This is a genomic window from Aeribacillus sp. FSL K6-2833 (assembly GCF_037965815.1).
Classification (GTDB): domain Bacteria; phylum Bacillota; class Bacilli; order Bacillales; family Aeribacillaceae; genus Aeribacillus; species Aeribacillus composti.
In genome coordinates this window covers 3094994-3111441 of the sequence record NZ_CP150189.1, presented here as the reverse complement: position 1 = coordinate 3111441, position 16448 = coordinate 3094994, and the positions used below count along the sequence as shown (strand labels likewise).

At 41.7% G+C, this 16448-nt stretch carries 15 protein-coding genes; all 15 read left to right on the top strand.

Annotated elements, in window-relative coordinates; genetic code table 11:
- The first annotated feature begins 5 nt into the window (after positions 1 to 5).
- On the top strand, positions 6 to 1325 hold the full coding sequence (locus NSQ94_RS15150) for a dihydrolipoamide acetyltransferase family protein (RefSeq protein WP_339230755.1): 1320 nt from the start codon (positions 6 to 8) through the stop codon (positions 1323 to 1325).
- A gap of 11 nt (positions 1326 to 1336) precedes the next feature.
- Positions 1337 to 2728, top strand: a complete 1392-nt coding sequence (lpdA, locus tag NSQ94_RS15145) for a dihydrolipoyl dehydrogenase (protein WP_339229587.1) — start codon at positions 1337 to 1339, stop codon at positions 2726 to 2728.
- Between the two features lie 59 nt (positions 2729 to 2787).
- Positions 2788 to 4044, top strand: coding sequence for an ABC transporter substrate-binding protein (locus NSQ94_RS15140; RefSeq protein ID WP_339229585.1), 1257 nt, complete (start codon positions 2788 to 2790; stop codon positions 4042 to 4044).
- Between the two features lie 246 nt (positions 4045 to 4290).
- Positions 4291 to 5322, top strand: a complete 1032-nt coding sequence (locus NSQ94_RS15135) for a zinc-binding dehydrogenase (protein ID WP_339229584.1) — start codon at positions 4291 to 4293, stop codon at positions 5320 to 5322.
- A 256-nt stretch (positions 5323 to 5578) separates the two neighbouring features.
- Entirely contained in the window at positions 5579 to 6265 is a 687-nt protein-coding gene (locus NSQ94_RS15130; protein ID WP_339229583.1) for a GntR family transcriptional regulator, read from the top strand.
- 223 nt (positions 6266 to 6488) lie between these two features.
- Positions 6489 to 7649, top strand: a complete 1161-nt coding sequence (locus tag NSQ94_RS15125; RefSeq protein ID WP_339229581.1) for an iron-containing alcohol dehydrogenase — start codon at positions 6489 to 6491, stop codon at positions 7647 to 7649.
- On the top strand, positions 7646 to 8407 hold the full coding sequence (locus NSQ94_RS15120) for a glucose 1-dehydrogenase (RefSeq protein WP_339229579.1): 762 nt from the start codon (positions 7646 to 7648) through the stop codon (positions 8405 to 8407). Before NSQ94_RS15125 ends, NSQ94_RS15120 begins: the two co-directional genes overlap by 4 nt.
- Before the next feature lie 24 nt (positions 8408 to 8431).
- Positions 8432 to 9691: an ABC transporter substrate-binding protein gene (locus tag NSQ94_RS15115; RefSeq protein ID WP_339229577.1), complete on the top strand. Its 1260-nt coding sequence runs from the start codon at positions 8432 to 8434 to the stop codon at positions 9689 to 9691.
- A 75-nt stretch (positions 9692 to 9766) separates the two neighbouring features.
- Positions 9767 to 10651, top strand: coding sequence for a branched-chain amino acid ABC transporter permease (locus NSQ94_RS15110; RefSeq protein ID WP_339229575.1), 885 nt, complete (start codon positions 9767 to 9769; stop codon positions 10649 to 10651).
- Positions 10648 to 11637: a branched-chain amino acid ABC transporter permease gene (locus tag NSQ94_RS15105; RefSeq protein WP_339229573.1), complete on the top strand. Its 990-nt coding sequence runs from the start codon at positions 10648 to 10650 to the stop codon at positions 11635 to 11637. Before NSQ94_RS15110 ends, NSQ94_RS15105 begins: the two co-directional genes overlap by 4 nt.
- 21 nt (positions 11638 to 11658) lie before the next feature.
- Positions 11659 to 12381, top strand: coding sequence for an ABC transporter ATP-binding protein (locus NSQ94_RS15100; protein WP_339229571.1), 723 nt, complete (start codon positions 11659 to 11661; stop codon positions 12379 to 12381).
- Entirely contained in the window at positions 12374 to 13078 is a 705-nt protein-coding gene (locus tag NSQ94_RS15095) for an ABC transporter ATP-binding protein (RefSeq protein WP_339229569.1), read from the top strand. Before NSQ94_RS15100 ends, NSQ94_RS15095 begins: the two co-directional genes overlap by 8 nt.
- A gap of 13 nt (positions 13079 to 13091) precedes the next feature.
- A complete protein-coding gene (locus NSQ94_RS15090) occupies positions 13092 to 14105 on the top strand; it encodes an alcohol dehydrogenase catalytic domain-containing protein (RefSeq protein ID WP_339229567.1) in 1014 nt (337 codons plus the stop codon).
- A 12-nt stretch (positions 14106 to 14117) separates the two neighbouring features.
- Positions 14118 to 14888, top strand: coding sequence for an acetoin reductase (locus NSQ94_RS15085; protein WP_339229565.1), 771 nt, complete (start codon positions 14118 to 14120; stop codon positions 14886 to 14888).
- A 121-nt stretch (positions 14889 to 15009) separates the two neighbouring features.
- On the top strand, positions 15010 to 16425 hold the full coding sequence (locus NSQ94_RS15080; protein WP_339230753.1) for an NAD-dependent succinate-semialdehyde dehydrogenase: 1416 nt from the start codon (positions 15010 to 15012) through the stop codon (positions 16423 to 16425).
- Positions 16426 to 16448: the final 23 nt, after the last annotated feature.

Genomic DNA, 16448 nt, shown 5'->3' with positions numbered 1-16448 from the left:
AGATGATGGCAGAAAAAGTGGTGATGCCAAAATTGGGGGCGTCGATGGAAGAGGGAACGATTGATAATTGGCTCGTGGAAGTCGGCGACAAAGTTGAAGCGGGCGATCCGATTGTGGAAATCCAAACCGATAAAATCACCATCGAAGTGGAAGCGGAAGTCGATGGGGTGTTATTGAAAAAATTATACGATGTCGGTGATACGGTCCCTGTCTTGGAAGTCATTGCCTATATCGGGGAAGAAGGTGAAGCAATCGATCATCTAGTAGAAACACCAACTCAAACGGAAAACCAAGTGGAACCGGAACAACAAGAAACAGTTGAAACCAATCAAACGGCTAGTCATCTAAGAGATGGACGAAAAATAAGAAGAACGCCGTTAGCCCGCAGATTAGCTGAAGAATATGGCATTGATTTAAAAGACATTGTCGGTACGGGACCAAAAGGCAGAATTCAAAAAGTGGATGTCGAACGTTATATCACAAATATGAAGAAAAAGATTACTCCACTGGCTAAGAAAATAGCTGAAGATAAACAAGTAGATTACAGTGGAATCACAGGTTCCGGAGCACGTGGAAAAATTGTCAAAGCTGACGTCCTCAAGGCGAGCGAGCAAGTTGTACGAGACGCTTTTCAAGACGAGCGTGTGCCGCTTAGCGGAATCCGTAAAGTCATCGCTGAACGGATGTCGCAGAGCTTCTATACCGCGCCGCATGTTACATTGTTTTCGGAAGTCGATATGACAGAAGTGATCAAATTACGAAAACAATTGCTGCCGGAAATCGAAAAAGAAACCGGATTGCGGATATCATTCAATGAAATCATGCTTAAAGCTACGGCGGTTGTTTTAAGAAAACATCCTAACATCAATGTCTCATTAGTAGATGATAAAGAAATTGTATACCATCGAAACATTCATCTCGGTTTTGCAGTTGCAATGGATGACGGCTTAGTCGTTCCGGTTATTGAACATGCAGACCAAAAAGGGTTGGCTACTATTACGAAAGAGGCAAAAACACTTGCCGAACAAGCGAGAAATAAGTCGTTGTCACCAGAAAAAATGCAAGGAAGCACGTTTACGATTAGTAATTTAGGGATGTACGCAGTGAACGGTTTTACGCCGATTATCAATCCGCCGAATGCGGCGATTTTAGGTGTAGGACAAATTCAAGAAAAGGTTGTCGTCATAAATGGAGAAATGAAAGTTCGTTCAATGATGGAATTAAGTTTGTCGTTCGATCATCGTGTCATTGATGGAGCGCCAGCGGCAAGATTTTTGACCGATTTAAAAGATATATTGGAACATCCATATAAATTGTTGATGTAGGGGGATGGCAATTGATTTCATATGATCTCATCGTCATTGGAGGCGGCCCCGGTGGTTATGTTGCCGCCATCCGCGCAGCAAAAGATGGAAAGAAAACGGCAATTGTTGAAGCGGATCAATTTGGAGGTACCTGTTTAAACCGGGGATGTATCCCTTCAAAAACGTTGTTGAAACATGCAGAAGTAATCGAACAAATTGAAAAAGCAAAAGAGTGGGGCATTCACACAAGTGAAACGACCTTTGATGTTGCCAAGATGATCGAACGAAAAAATAATGTCATTTCCACGTTGCAGCAAGGGATCCGTTCATTATTGCGTGCAGCAAACGTTGAAGTGTATCACGGCTTTGGAAAAGTTTATCCGAAAAAACGTGTCGTCGTCGAACATAAAGGGACCGCGACTGAACTAAAAGCAAAAAATATCATCATTGCAACGGGTAGCCGTCCAATTGTCCCCGATATACCAGGCTTGGATTCCGTTTCGTACCATACGACAGATACGATTTTTGATTTGGAAAACATACCTGAATCGCTTGTCATCATCGGCGGCGGTGTAATTGGCGTCGAAATGGCAGAGATTTTCTCCAGCTTACGCACGAAAGTGACGGTGATTGAACGGAGTGAACGGATCATTCCCATGGAAGATGAAACAGCTGCAAATGCATTGGCAAAAGCGTTAAAGCAAAAGGGAGTCATGTTCTTATTCGGTCATGAAGTGATGGAATTTGAACGAGGTAGATCGGGAAGAACCAAAGTAATTGTGGTCAATCGGGACAAAGAACGTACAACGATAGAAACAGACGAAGTCTTAATTGCAATCGGCAGACAACCGAATCTCGACGCAATTGAGCATTTAAATCTGACCATGAACGGTCCGTTCATTCAAGTTGACGATTATTTAGAGACTAGTGAACGCGGCGTGTTTGCGGTCGGTGATGTGATCGGCAATTGGCAGTTGGCGCATGTAGCCAGCTGCGAAGGTTTGACGGCTGTATGCAATTTAAATGGGTCAAAACAAAAAATGGATTATTCCGTCATTCCACGATGCATCTATACATCGCCGCAAGTCGCTTGCGTCGGAATGACAGAAGAAGAGATGAAGAAAAGAAAACTAAAATATAAAGTGCATCAATTCAATTTCTTGGCAAATGGCATGGCTTTGGCAAACGGTGAAACGGATGGATTTGCAAAAATCATGATAGATGAAACATATGGAGAGATTTTGGGAGTTGTCATGGTCGGTGCGAATGTGACGGAGATCATCGGCCAAGTTTCAGCTTTTATGTATCTTGAAGGGACGGTTGATGAACTGGCGACAATGGTTCAACCTCATCCATCCCGGTCTGAAGCGTTGATGGAATCAGCAAATTCGTTGATCGGTAAGGGTATTCACACTGTAAGGTAAATGCTTTGATGCGTTTTCGCATCTTAGTCATTTATAAAAATGTTTTGGGGGTATGTGAGATGAAACGATTAACAAGTCTTATGTTGATCGCACTTATGCTCATGTTAGCGGCTTGTAGAGGAGGTGAACCGTCCTCAGCGTCAAGCGGCGGTACAAAAGATGGAAAAGAAAGTGATCCGATCAAAATCGGCACACTGTTTCCGCTGACAGGTGAATTAGCATTGCTCGGGGAAGAAAGCTTCAGGGGAGTTAAACTCGCTGTAGAAGAATTTAACAATAATGGCGGATTGAATGGACGAAAAGTTGAATTGGTTGTAGGGGATGCAGTCGACTCCGATGCAGCACAAGCGGAAGCAAACAGACTGATCAACCAAGCAAACATCACGACGATTGTCGGCTCTTATTCCAGTGGCGTCGCTTTTGCAGGTAGTGAAGTAGCGGAAAGAAACGGTGTATTGTATTGGGAGTTAGGTGCTGTGGCAGATGATATTACGGGAAGAAACTACCGATCGATTTTACGGATCAACCCGATGGCCTCCATGCTTTCTGTTGTTCACATCAATTTTATTAAAGAAGTGGTGGCAGAAAAACTTGGCAAGGATATAAGCGATTTAAAAGTGGTCATTGCTCATGAGGATTCTTCTTACGGCACAACCATCGCGGATGAGGCGATTAAATTAGCTAAAGAAGAAGGTATAAACATTGTATCCGTATTGCCGTATGGTGCTTCATCAAATGACTTGTCATCGGTAGTCTTAAACATCAAAAAAGCAGAACCTGACGTTTTAATTTCTGTAGCCTATATCAATGATGCCATTTTATTGTCAAAACAAATGAAAGAACTCGACGTTGAAGTTCCGGTCATCGTTGGTTCAGGAGCAGGACACACGACTTCCGACTTCAAAGATGCCGTTGGAGAAGAAAATGCAGAAGGTATCTTTGATATCGCTTACCCACAATACCATGTCAATAAAGAATTTACACCAGGAATGGACAAGTTTATCGAATTGTATCAAGAAAAATATAATGGTCATCCAAAATCTGGCCACTCCTTAGCCAGCTACATGGGAATGAAAGTGGTGCTTGATGTGATTACACAAACAGGCGGAGATGTCGATCCTGAAAAACTCCACGAAACTGCTTTGGACTATAAAGTTGAAAGAGGTACGACAGCAACAGGATGGGGCGTTGAATTCGATCCAGACACAGGTCAAAATATGTTAGCTGAATATTATGTGCACCAATGGATCGATGGTAAGCTTGTAACCGTTTATCCAGAAGAAGTAGCCCTTGAAGAACCGAAGATCAATGAATAATGAAGCAGCACAGCTATTCTGAACAGTGGATTGGAATAGCTGTGTCTAAAAAAATCATTTGAACGTGTTTGGTGAAAGTGTGATGCGAAAGTTCAACATTATGAAATATCGCATCAAAATGAATGCAGATTTATGAAAAAATGCAAGATTTATGGATTTCTGAAATTGGCATGAAACTTGCAAAGTAAATTATGGATGAAAACGATTCGCATCTAAAACCAAACACAGAGGAAGGTAGATGCAGAAATGAAAGCGATCGTAAAGCGAAATCCAGGAATGGAAGGTGTCGGTTTGGAAGAAGTGGCTGACGTTGAGCCGAGAGAGGATGAAGTAAAGATCAAGGTGAGCGCTTGTGGTATATGCGGAACGGATTTACATATTGTAAAAGATGAATACCCATATGAAACACCCGTCATTTTAGGGCACGAGTTTTCCGGAATCGTTGAACTGAAAGGGAAACAGGCGAATCGATTCAAAAAAGGCGATCGTGTCGTTTCTCTTACTGCAGCGGTCACGTGCGGAACATGTTCGTATTGTCGCAAAGGATTGATCATGCTTTGTCCAAAAAGAAAGTCGATTGGTTCAGGGGTCAACGGAGCGATGGCTGAGTATATCGTTGTTCCTGAAAGGAATGTACTCTCGCTGCCCGCGAATATATCGATGGATGCCGCTTCTTTGACGGAACCACTCGCATGTGTTGTCAGAGGTTTGATGGAAAGGGCGACGATACAAGCGGGCGACAACGTACTCGTATCCGGGTGCGGAACCATTGGATTGTTGGCGTTGCAAATTGCGAACATCCATGGCGCTTCTGTCATCGTTTCAGGAACTTCCCATGACAAAAACCGTTTTGAAGTCGCGGAAATTTTGGGTGCAAAAGCGGTAGTTAATGTAGAAGAACAATCGGAAAGAGATGTATTGCATCTCAATGGCGGCAAAGCTTTTGATGTGGTCATAGAATGCGCGGGAGTAGAATCCTCTTTACATACATGCCTTTCTTTGGTGAAAAAACAAGGAACGTTCATTCAATTAGGTTTGTTCGGAAAGAGAGTGTCCTTTGATTTTGATCGCATGTTGATGAAAGAGGTAAACTATGTCAATTCGTTCGCGACCACACCTTCATCGTGGGAAACTGCCTTGACTTTGATCGAGCAGGAAAAAGTCGATTTAGAGGCGTTGATTACGCATAAATTTTCCATCGATGAATGGAAAGAAGCTTTTCGTGTCAGTTTTCAAAAAGAAGGGATCAAAACGATCATTCAACCAAATCTTTCATAACACCCTCCTCCCAAATATTTCTCGCTTTTTGCCCAATTTTGAATTGGATACAAAACTATTCGAAAAAATAAAAAATTGGATACTATTTAAAATATATTTTTATAAAAGTTAAGAAAAAAGCACTAAAAAACAAACAAAAAAACGTTTAAAATATGACTTGACAACTAAAAAATGATTTTGTAACATAGAAAACAAGTTAAAAATTGTATCCAAAATGATATTTCATTGTATCCAATTTGAAGGTGTGAGAGGGTCGATGGTGAGTAAAAGCAGTGAAAATAACTCTACGATTGTAAACAAAGTTTTAACAAAATTAAGAAAAGAAATTTTAAGTGGAAAATTAAAAGAAGGTGAAAGACTCATTCAAGATGAATGGGCGAAAAAATTAAATGTTAGTCGGATGCCGATACGTGAAGCATTGACGCATTTGGAGATAGAAGGACTTGTTGAAATCATTCCGCATAAAGGAGCGATTGTCACTTCGATAACACCCGAAGATATCGAAGAAATCTATTATTTACGCTATTTACTCGAAGGGATTGTCGTAGAAAAATCGCTTCTGCATTTGACTGATGAAGATATTGAGCAACTAGGCGACATTTTGCATGAAATGGAAACGCTTCAGCTCACGGATGATACGTATGACCGATATGCTGCTTTGAACAAACAATTCCATGAAATTTTGCGGAAAGGAAGCCCGTGGACAAGAGTAAACAAAATTGTCGATAACTTAGGTATTTCACCGATTGCTCCAAAATTGTTGGCCAAATATTACGAAAAAACACAGCAAGAACATAGACGGATTTATGAAGCGGTTTTACGCGGCGATCCGCAAGAAGTAAAACTAGCCATGCAATATCACTTGTTGCGAACCAAAAACAACTTGCTTGAAGTATTGCAAAAAATGAATGAGGAAGAAAAAAACGATCAGGATGACGACTAAGTTGCGTCATCCGACCATCGTTTCGAATTAAGACGATTAACGAATAAAAAGGGTAAGGGGGAGCGATAACACAAAAGGCAGCCAATTAATATCATTTGTAAGCGTTATCCAAGTTTCGGCATCCTTCAATAATCTTTTCAAAAAAAATAAAGCGTTATCAATTATTATTTTCTAAATATTTCCAATATTACGATTATTTCACGGGAGGATAGGGTGATCATATATGCAAAATATCGGTGTGTTTAAAACACCTACCGAAATCACTTATGGGCCGAATTCGTTGAAAGAAGTGAAAAACATCATCGACAAACAAGGTTTTAAAAATGCACTCATCGTTACTGACCCTGGAATTAATAAAACTGGTTTAACTGATAAATTGATCAAACATGTGAAACACATCAATTATGACATCTATTACGAATGTAAGCCGAATCCAACGGTGAAAAACTGTAACGATGCGTTAGAAAAATTGAAAGCTATAAACGCGGATGTCGTCATCGCCATTGGCGGCGGTAGTTCGATCGACGTTGCCAAGGCAGTTGCGCTTTTAGCGACAAATGGTGGAAAAATTGAATCATACGAAGGTATTGATACGTTTGAAAACGGTTTATTGCCTTTGATCGCCATACCTACAACGGCAGGCACGGCAAGCGAAGTCACAAGCTTTACCGTAATTACGGATGAAGAAAGAGAATACAAGTTTACCATCGGTGGTGTGAAAATTTCTCCGAAATGGGCAGTAGTGGACCCGGTATTGACATTGACACTTCCGCCAAGCGTAACAGCTGCCACCGGTCTAGATGCTTTAGTGCACGCGATCGAATCGTATACGTCCAAAATGGCTAATCCGATCACGAAAGCGTTGGCGAGGGAAGCCATCAGAAAAATTAGCCGAAATTTAAGACAAGCTGTGTATAACGGAGATACACTCAAATACCGCGATGAAATGTTGATGGGCAGTTTACTAGCTGGATTAGCTTTTAACAATACACGATTAGGAAATTGTCACGCGTTGAGCCATCCTATCAGTGCAATTTACGGAGTGCCACACGGAATAGCCAATGCCGTTTTGATTCCACATGTCATGGAATTCAATATGAAAGCCGTACCAGAATTATTTGCTGACATCGCGTTAGATATGGGTGAAAACTTGGAAGGCTTAACCATGATGGAAAAAGCCCAAAAAGCGGTCGATTCGGTTCGCCGGTTAGCGAAAGACGTTGGTATACCAGAAACGTTTGAATCTTTTGGTATCGATGAGCAAAACATCAAGAAAATGACGGAAGATGCGCTTTTAAGCGGAAACATCAAAGTGAATCCTCGTATTACGACGTATGATGATGTGGTCGAATTATATAAAAAGGCGATAGGAGGGGCAAAATGAAGCTATTTGATTTAACCGGTAGAACAGCTATCGTAACCGGTGGTGGAAGAGGTATTGGCAAGTCAATCTCTTTGGCATTAGCGGAAGCTGGAGCAAATGTCGTTGTCGCAAGCCGAACTGAAACCGAATTGAAACAAGTATGTGAAGAAATCGAAACAACATATGGTCGAAAGGCTTACTATCGAACTTTAGATATAAGAGATCAACAATCGATACAAAATTTAGTTGATTACGCCATCCAAGAGGAGGAAAAAATCGACATTTTAGTTAACGGAGCAGGTACAAACGTCAGAGGAAGATTAGAAGATTATGACGAAGCTGATTGGGACTTTGTCATGGATGTAAATTTGAAAAGCGTCTATTTAATGTCAAAAGCGGTCATACCACATATGAAAAAACGGAAATATGGAAAAATCATTAACATCGCTTCTCTGACGAGTGAATTAGGTTTTGTCAACATGCCAGCATATGCAGCTAGCAAAGGAGGTGTATCACAGCTTACGAAAGTCATGGCTGTCGAACTCGCGGATGATGGGATTTTGACGAATGCCATTGGTCCGGGTTACTTCAAAACCGAAATGACAAAGCCGGTATTTGAAGATGAAGAAAGAGTTAAGTGGATGTTGTCGAGAATACCACTTAAACGTATCGGAAATTTAGAAGACTTAAAAGGAACAGCAGTCTTTTTAGCTTCCAGTGCATCTGATTATATAACTGGACAAACCATCTATGTCGATGGTGGATGGTTGATCAGTTAAGAAATGATAGGGAGGAATCAAACAATGTCAAAATTTACAAGAATGAAAAAAATTACAAGCATCATCTTAATCGCACTCATAGTGTTGCTTGCCGCTTGCGGCGGCGGTGATAAGACTTCTGGAGACTCAGAAGGCTCAAGTGATGAACCAATCAAAATTGGTGCGCTTTATCCATTTACGGGTGACTTAGCACTACTAGGTCAAGAAAGTTTTAGAGGAGTAGAGTTAGCTGTTGAAGAAATAAATGCAAATGGAGGAATCAATGGAAGACAGATTGAAATTGTAAAAGGAGATGCGGTTGATCCAGACGCGGCACAATCAGAAGCAAACCGTCTCATCAACCAAGAAAACATCTCCATGATTGTAGGTTCTTACTCGAGTGGTATTTCATTTGCTGCAAGCGAAGTTGCAGAGCGTAACGGTGCACTTTATTGGGAGTTGGGAGCGGTTGCAGACAACATCACGGACCGCGGATATAAGTCGATTTTAAGAACGAACCCACCTGCGTCAAAGTTCTCAGCTGTTCATATTAACTTCATTAAAAATGTCGTAACGGAAAAGTTAGGCAAAGGTTTAAACGAATTGAAAGTTGCAATTGCACATGAAGACTCATCATATGGTACAACGATTGCAAATGAAGCAGTAAAATTGGCTGAAGAAGAAGGAATCAATATCGTTTCTGTACAGACTTATGCATCCGGTTCCAACGATTTGAGCTCAGTGATTTTAAACATTAAAAAAGAAGAGCCAGATGTGTTGATCGTCGTCTCGTATATCAATGACGCAATCATACTCTCACGTCAAATGAATGAGTTAAGTGTTGACGTACCAGTATTCATCGGTTCAGGTGGAGGTCATACAATGGTCGACTTCCAAAAAGCGGTCGGCGAATTGGCTGAAAATGTGTTAAACGTTGATTTCCCTCAGTATGAAATCAACAGAGAAGCAACTCCAGGCATGGATGAATTTATCGGAGCTTACAAAGAAAAATATGGCAATGAGCCTAGCTCTGGACATTCTGTAACTAACTACATGGGTATGAAAGTCGTATTGGATGTGCTAAAAGAAACAGGCGGAGACTTGGATCCAGAAAAAGTAAGAGAAGCTGCGATGAATTACAAAGCTGAAAAAGGAACGACTGCGACAGGTTGGGGCGTCGAATTCGATCCTGAAACGGGTCAAAATATTGCAAGTGAACCTTACGTAACACAATGGATTGACGGTAAATTATTGACCGTTTATCCAGAAGAAGTGGCGATTGAAGAACCACGTATTAATGAATAAAAATGTAGTGTGCAGCTATTTCAAGCTGCAGGATTGAAATAGCTGCACATATTAAAAACAAGGGGTGAGACAACTGTGATACTTGTTCAAACCATCATTTCCGGTCTGATGATCGGCGGCATCTATGCCCTCATCAGTATGGGGTTGAACTTGATACTTGGTGTAGTGCGCATCGTCAACTTCGCACACGGTGAATTCCTGATGATTGCGATGTATTTGAGCTTTATTTTTTATTCAACTGTAGGTTTGGATCCATACGTAGCGGCCATTGTCGTCATCATCGCTTTGTTTACACTTGGAACCATTACGCAAAAGTTCATCATCGAACCGATTTTGGATACTCCTGCATCAACGAAGATTTTCGTGACGTTGGGTCTTTCCATTGCACTGCAAAACTTGGCACTCATGTTGTTTAACGCCAACCATCGCTCGGTGCAGACGGCTTATCAAAGTAAACTTATCAAAATCGGCGGTATCACGATGAGTGTACCGAATGTTGTCGCCTTCCTCGTGACGATTATGATCGTTGTAATGCTCTTCTTGTTCTTGCACAAGACGATGGTCGGGAAGGCGATTCGCGCAGTGGCGATGCAACAGGATGCGGCATATCTTACCGGAATTGACGTGAAAAAGATCTACATACTGGCATTCGGTATTGGCTTAGCGCTTGTAGGGTTGGCCGGCTCGTTGTTGATGCCAATTTATTCCGTCTATCCAACGATCGGAACGACATTCGTGTTGATCGCGTTCGTCGTCGTTGTCCTTGGCGGATTAGGCAACATGTTCGGCGCCTTTTTAGGTGGACTATTCATCGGTGTTGTTGAAGCACTTTCAGGGCTGTTGGTGTCGCCAGGATTGAAAGAAGCGATTTACTTTATTATTTTCATCCTTGTGTTGTTGGTTCGACCTCAAGGCATCTTCAGTCGAGGCAAGGGTTATGAGGAGGTTGGATTAGAATGATGAAACAACTATGGTCGAAAAAATATTTGTGGCTTGGTATCTTGATAGCAGCTCTCCTCCCCCAGTTCATTGAAAACCGTTTTTATATGAATATTCTCATTTTGATCTTGTTGTTTGCGACAGTTGCCAATGCATGGAACGTATTGGGAGGCTATGCAGGACAGCTGTCGTTGGGACATGCGATCTTCTTTGGCTTGGGAGCTTATACGTCGTCCTTATTGTTCTTGAAACTAGGCGTTTCGCCGTGGCTTGGCATCATTGTGGCGGTCATCTTGTGCGTCATTGTCGGTGTCTTGATCGGTTTTCCAACATTCCGTTTGAAAGGGACATATTTTACATTGGCCACGATCGCCTTTGCGGAAGTGGTCCGCCAAGTGGCACTCTTTTGGCGCAGCTTGACGAACGGTTCGATGGGCGTCAACATTCCGTTTGATCCGTCATTTGGAAACATGATTTTTCGCGAGTACAGCGTCTATTATTGGATCACGTTGGTTCTGTTTTTAATCAGTTTAGCGGTAATGCACTGGATTGATGGTTCCAAACTTGGCTACTACTTGCGGGCGATCCGAGAAGACCAAGACAGTGCACAGACACTGGGGATCAATACGACGAAATATAAAATGTATGCGATGATGATCAGCTCTGCGATAGCGGGGGCTGCGGGAGTCATATATGCGCAGTACATGCTTTACTTTGAACCAGACAACATTTTCAATTTGAACTTATCGATAGAGTTTGTGTTGATTGTCATCGTGGGCGGCATTGGAACGATTTACGGGCCGTTGCTTGGCGCGGCGATCATCATTCCATTGAATGAGTTTTTGCGTTCGTTGTTCCCGTCACTGAATGGGATGAATTTCTTCATCTACGGGGTCGCCTTGATGCTCATTGTTGCCTTCTTGCCGAATGGATTATTGCCGTTCTTGAAGGAGAGGCTTGCCAAGTTGACGAAGCGTAAAAAATTAGAAGAGTCAAAAGCTGCATAATCGAATAGGGGGTGTAAGAAGATGTTTTTAGAAGTAAAAAATGTTTCCAAACATTTTGGCGGGGTCAAAGCAGTAAACAATACAAGCTTCCATGTCCAAAAAGGTGAAATCCTCGGCATCATCGGACCGAATGGAGCCGGGAAGACGACGCTGTTTAACTTGATTTCAGGCAACTATCCGGTAACGAGCGGAGAAATCTATTTCAAAGGAGAAAACATCACAAACCAAAAGCCGTATGTACTTTGCAAAAAAGGGATTGGACGTACGTATCAAGTCGTTAAACCGTTTGGCAATATTTCCGTATTGGATAATGTGATCGTCGGCGCTTTCAATAAATTCAATAATAAAAATGAAGCAAAGGAATTTAGTCTTGAAATCTTGAAGAAAGTAGACCTGTATGAAGAACGAGATCGAATTGGAAGAAGCTTGACACTAGCTAAGAAGAAACGTTTAGAAGTGGCAAAAGCGTTGGCGACACAACCGGAACTGTTATTGCTTGATGAAGTCATGGCCGGATTGAACCCTACCGAAGTGAAAGAAGTGCTGCCGACGATCGAGTCCATTCGCGATTCAGGTGTGACGATCATTTTGATTGAACACATCATGGAAGTCGTCATGACAATTTGCGATCGCATCATCGTCATCAACCATGGCGAAAAAATCGCAGAAGGCACTCCAGAAGAAGTGGCTAACGATAAGAGGGTCATCGAGGCTTACCTAGGGAGTGAGACGATAAATGCTTAAATTAGAAAACATCAATTTATCCTACGGCGAAGTGCAAGTGCTTTGGGATGTGTCGTTGGAAGTGGAAGAAGGAACAATCGTCGCATTGTTGGGTGCCAACGCTGCGGGTAAAACGAGCACAATCAATGCGATTTCTGGATTATACAAACCTTCTTCCGGAAAAATCGAGTTTATGGGACAAGACCTTACAAAATTGGAGCCGAATAAAATTGTAGAACTGGGCGTCGTACAAGTTCCGGAAGGGAGAAAACTGTTCGATTACATGACGGTTCAAGAAAATTTGGAATTGGGGGCGTACAGTAAACGAGCGAGAAAACATCTGAAAGACAACTTGAAAAAAGTGTATGAACTGTTTCCGGTACTTGAAGAAAGAAAACATTCCCTTGCCGGGGAAATGAGCGGCGGTCAGCAACAGATGTGCGCCATTGGCCGCGGTCTCATGTCCGAGCCGAAGCTGCTCATCATCGATGAACTATCGTTAGGTTTGGCACCGATCTTAGTGCAAGAACTGATGAAAAATTTGGTTGAAATCAAAGAAAAAGGAATCACGATTCTATTAGTCGAGCAAAACGTCAACTTGTCATTGCAAATTGCGGACTATGCATTCGTGTTGGAAAATGGAAGAATCGCTTTGGAAGGAACGGCAGAAGAATTGTTGAACAATGAATATTTGAAAAAAGCTTATTTAGGAATATAAGTGAGGAGAACTTATGTTAGCGGCTTTGACGAAAAAATCTCCCAATGAGATCGAATTACGAGTTACTTCTCCCCCTGTTTTGTGCGAAGATGAGATTTTAATAAAAGTAGCTTATTGTGGTATATGCGGCAGTGATCTTCATGCTTACAATCATGCCAAAGGTTATGAGTTTGTTGACCATCCACGTATCCTTGGACATGAAATCTCAGGGACCGTCATCGAAGTTAATGATGAACGCTATCAAAAATTGATCGGTAAACAAGTGATCGTAGAATCGATGAACTATTGTGGAAAGTGCGAAAATTGCTGCAATGAACGCTATTCGATTTGTTTAAACAATAAAGTAATCGGCTTACATTTTGATGGTGGCATGGCCCAATATGTAAAAACAAAGGCAAAATATGTTCGAGTCATAGAAGATGTACCAATGGAAATCGCTGTATTAAGCGAACCAATGAGTGTCGCTGTCCATGCAGTAAAGAGGCTTGACCGCGACATTACAAAAAACGATGTCATCTTAGTCCAAGGACCAGGGATCATTGGTTTTTTCGTTGCCCTTTTATGCGTTGAAAGAGGGGCGAAAGTTTACATTTCCGGTTTAAGGAAAGATTTTGAGAGCAGATTGAAAAAGTTTGAACCTTTTAACATGATTCCACATGTGGTTGAAGATGGATTGATTGACGAAAAAGTAGATGTTATATTTGAGTGTTCCGGCTCTAAACAAGCTGTCATATCGATGTTTGATCAATTGAAAAAAGGCGGTTCTGCTGTCGTTGTCGCCCTTTATGAGCAAGAGTCGGAACTGTTCCTGACGAATTTGGTCAGGAATGAATGGATGTTGATTCCTAGTTATGGTAGTGATCCTGTCGATTATGATGAAGCCATTCAAGTTCTTAAAAAACATGCTGCGAAAATAAAAGACATCATCAACTACTACCCATTTAATCAAGTAAAACGGGCTTTTGAGGATGGATTGCATCAAGAGGTGTTGAAGCCTGTCCTTGAAATTGACACAAAATCGACGTAGAAGGGTGTTTGTATGACAGTAAAAACGGCAATCATTACCGGCGCAGCCCAAGGGATTGGAAAAGCGATCACCTTTCAACTGGCAAAAGATGGATTTCACACGATCATTTGTGATCTTAACGAAGAAAAACTTGTTACAGCAAAACAAGAGTTAAAAGATCAAGGATTTGATTGTTCCACTTACGTAGTAGATGTTAGCCGACGGGATGAAGTTTTTCAAATGGTGGATGATGTCGTAAACAATCATGGCGGTCTCGATGTCATGGTTGCCAATGCAGGCGTCGTTCAAGTAAAACCGCTCATTGATATCACCGAAGAAGATCTTGACCGCATGTTTAAAGTAAATGTGTACGGAACATTGTATTCGATACAAGCCGCAGCAAAACAAATGATAAAACAGAAATACGGTAAAATCATCAACGCAAGCAGTACATCAGGAAAACGGGCGGTTGAATTGTTAGGCCATTATGCAGCGACTAAATTTGCCGTCATTGCTTTGACGCAAGCGGCTGCAAAAGAGCTAGCCCCATTCGGCATAACAGTGAATGCTTATTGCCCAGGCATCGTCGGAACTTCGATGTGGGAAGAAATCGATCGACAAATGGCAGCATATTTAAATGTTCCTGTTGGCGAGACGTTTAAAAACAAAGTTGACAGCATCCCCTTAGGCAGGGTGGAAAAACCGGAAGATGTAGCAGGATTGGTGTCTTATCTAGCAAGTGAAAAAGCGGATTACATGACTGGTCAGGCGATTGTCATTGATGGTGGAAATGTATTTTCATAGAATACGTTAACGATTAACCTAAGCGCATTACAACATCATTATTCATATAAAAATTTTTTTGGGAGGATGACAGATGACAAAAGTGAAAGATTTCAAATTGGTCGATTTGGACAATGTTGCATTGTACATCAATGGAGAATGGGTTTCATCTGTTGCGGGAGGACATTTTGAAGTTTACAACCCAAACACACAAGAATTAGTCGCAAAAGTGCCTAAAGGCGGTACGGAAGAAACGAGAAAAGCGATTGAAGCTGCGAAAGAAGCATTCCCTAAGTGGTCCAAATTAACAGCTGAACAAAGAGCCAACTATATTTTGCGTTTAAGAGACTTGCTCCTTGAACATACAGAAGAAGTAGCAACGATCATGAGCATGGAAATGGGTAAAGCTTACAAAGAAGCAAAAGGTGAAGTGGTATATGCTGCAAGCTTCTTGACTTGGTATGCAGAAGAGGGAAAACGCATTTACGGTGAAACCATTCCTGCTTCTGTAGAAAATAAACGATTGCTCGTCATTAAACAACCTGTAGGCGTCGTCGCAGCCATTACACCATGGAATTTCCCGATTGCGATGCTGACAAGAAAATTGGGTCCAGCACTTGCAGCCGGTTGTACAGGAATTGTCAAGCCTGCAAGCCAAACCCCATTAACTGCATTGGCATTTGCGAAGTTGGTTGAAATGGCTGAAATTCCTAAAGGCGTCATCAACATCGTTGCAGGTTCAACCAAAGCCATTTCCGATGAAATTTTCAACAACCATGCAGTCAGAAAAATTTCATTCACTGGTTCAACAGAAGTAGGAAAACAGCTGGTCGAACAATCTGCGAAGCAGTTGAAGAAATTATCGTTGGAATTAGGTGGACATGCTCCGTTTATCGTCTTTGATGATGCGGACATTGAAAAAGCGGTTGAAGGTGTTGTAGCTAGCAAGTTCAGAAACGCTGGACAAACTTGCGTATGCGCCAACAGAGTGTTTGTCCATAAAAATATTAAAGAAGAATTTGCTAAAACGTTCGTAGAAAGAGTAAAACAATTAAATGTCGGCAACAGCTTGAAGGAAGATGTCGATATTGGTCCATTGGTGAACAAAGCTGCCATTGAAAAAGTAAAAGATCATGTTGAAGATGCCGTCAGTAAAGGAGCAACCATTTTGTGCGGTGGTGCCGAAAAAGCAGACGAACCAGGGTACTTCTTTGAACCGACTGTTTTGGACAACGTGACTGAAGAAATGAAAATCATGAGCGAAGAAACATTTGGTCCGATTGCTCCTATCACCGTATTCGAAGATGAAGAAGAAGTCATAAAAGCGGCAAATAACACACCTTATGGTTTAGCGGCTTACGTTTATACTAGAGATATTTCAAGGGCTGTAAGAGTTTCCGAAGGACTTGAATTTGGAATTGTAGGATTAAATGATGCCATGCCTGGAACAGCACAAGCACCGTTTGGTGGGGTCAAAGAAAGCGGTTATGGCCGTGAAGGTGGTCATCAGGGTATTCGCGAGTATCTTGAAGAGAAATACATTTCGCTTGGTATTTAATTACCAAGCGATCCCCCTTATTT

Excerpts from the sequence above, each read along its gene's own strand:
- NSQ94_RS15150 (WP_339230755.1), top strand. The coding sequence starts at position 6 with ATGGCAGAAAAAGTGGTGATGCCAAAATTGGGGGCGTCGATGGAAGAG.
- NSQ94_RS15140 (WP_339229585.1), top strand. The coding sequence starts at position 2,788 with ATGAAACGATTAACAAGTCTTATGTTGATCGCACTTATGCTCATGTTA.
- NSQ94_RS15135 (WP_339229584.1), top strand. The coding sequence starts at position 4,291 with ATGAAAGCGATCGTAAAGCGAAATCCAGGAATGGAAGGTGTCGGTTTG.
- NSQ94_RS15130 (WP_339229583.1), top strand. The coding sequence starts at position 5,579 with ATGGTGAGTAAAAGCAGTGAAAATAACTCTACGATTGTAAACAAAGTT.
- NSQ94_RS15125 (WP_339229581.1), top strand. The coding sequence starts at position 6,489 with ATGCAAAATATCGGTGTGTTTAAAACACCTACCGAAATCACTTATGGG.
- NSQ94_RS15120 (WP_339229579.1), top strand. The coding sequence starts at position 7,646 with ATGAAGCTATTTGATTTAACCGGTAGAACAGCTATCGTAACCGGTGGT.
- NSQ94_RS15115 (WP_339229577.1), top strand. The coding sequence starts at position 8,432 with ATGTCAAAATTTACAAGAATGAAAAAAATTACAAGCATCATCTTAATC.
- NSQ94_RS15105 (WP_339229573.1), top strand. The coding sequence starts at position 10,648 with ATGATGAAACAACTATGGTCGAAAAAATATTTGTGGCTTGGTATCTTG.
- NSQ94_RS15100 (WP_339229571.1), top strand. The coding sequence starts at position 11,659 with ATGTTTTTAGAAGTAAAAAATGTTTCCAAACATTTTGGCGGGGTCAAA.
- NSQ94_RS15095 (WP_339229569.1), top strand. The coding sequence starts at position 12,374 with ATGCTTAAATTAGAAAACATCAATTTATCCTACGGCGAAGTGCAAGTG.
- NSQ94_RS15090 (WP_339229567.1), top strand. The coding sequence starts at position 13,092 with ATGTTAGCGGCTTTGACGAAAAAATCTCCCAATGAGATCGAATTACGA.
- NSQ94_RS15085 (WP_339229565.1), top strand. The coding sequence starts at position 14,118 with ATGACAGTAAAAACGGCAATCATTACCGGCGCAGCCCAAGGGATTGGA.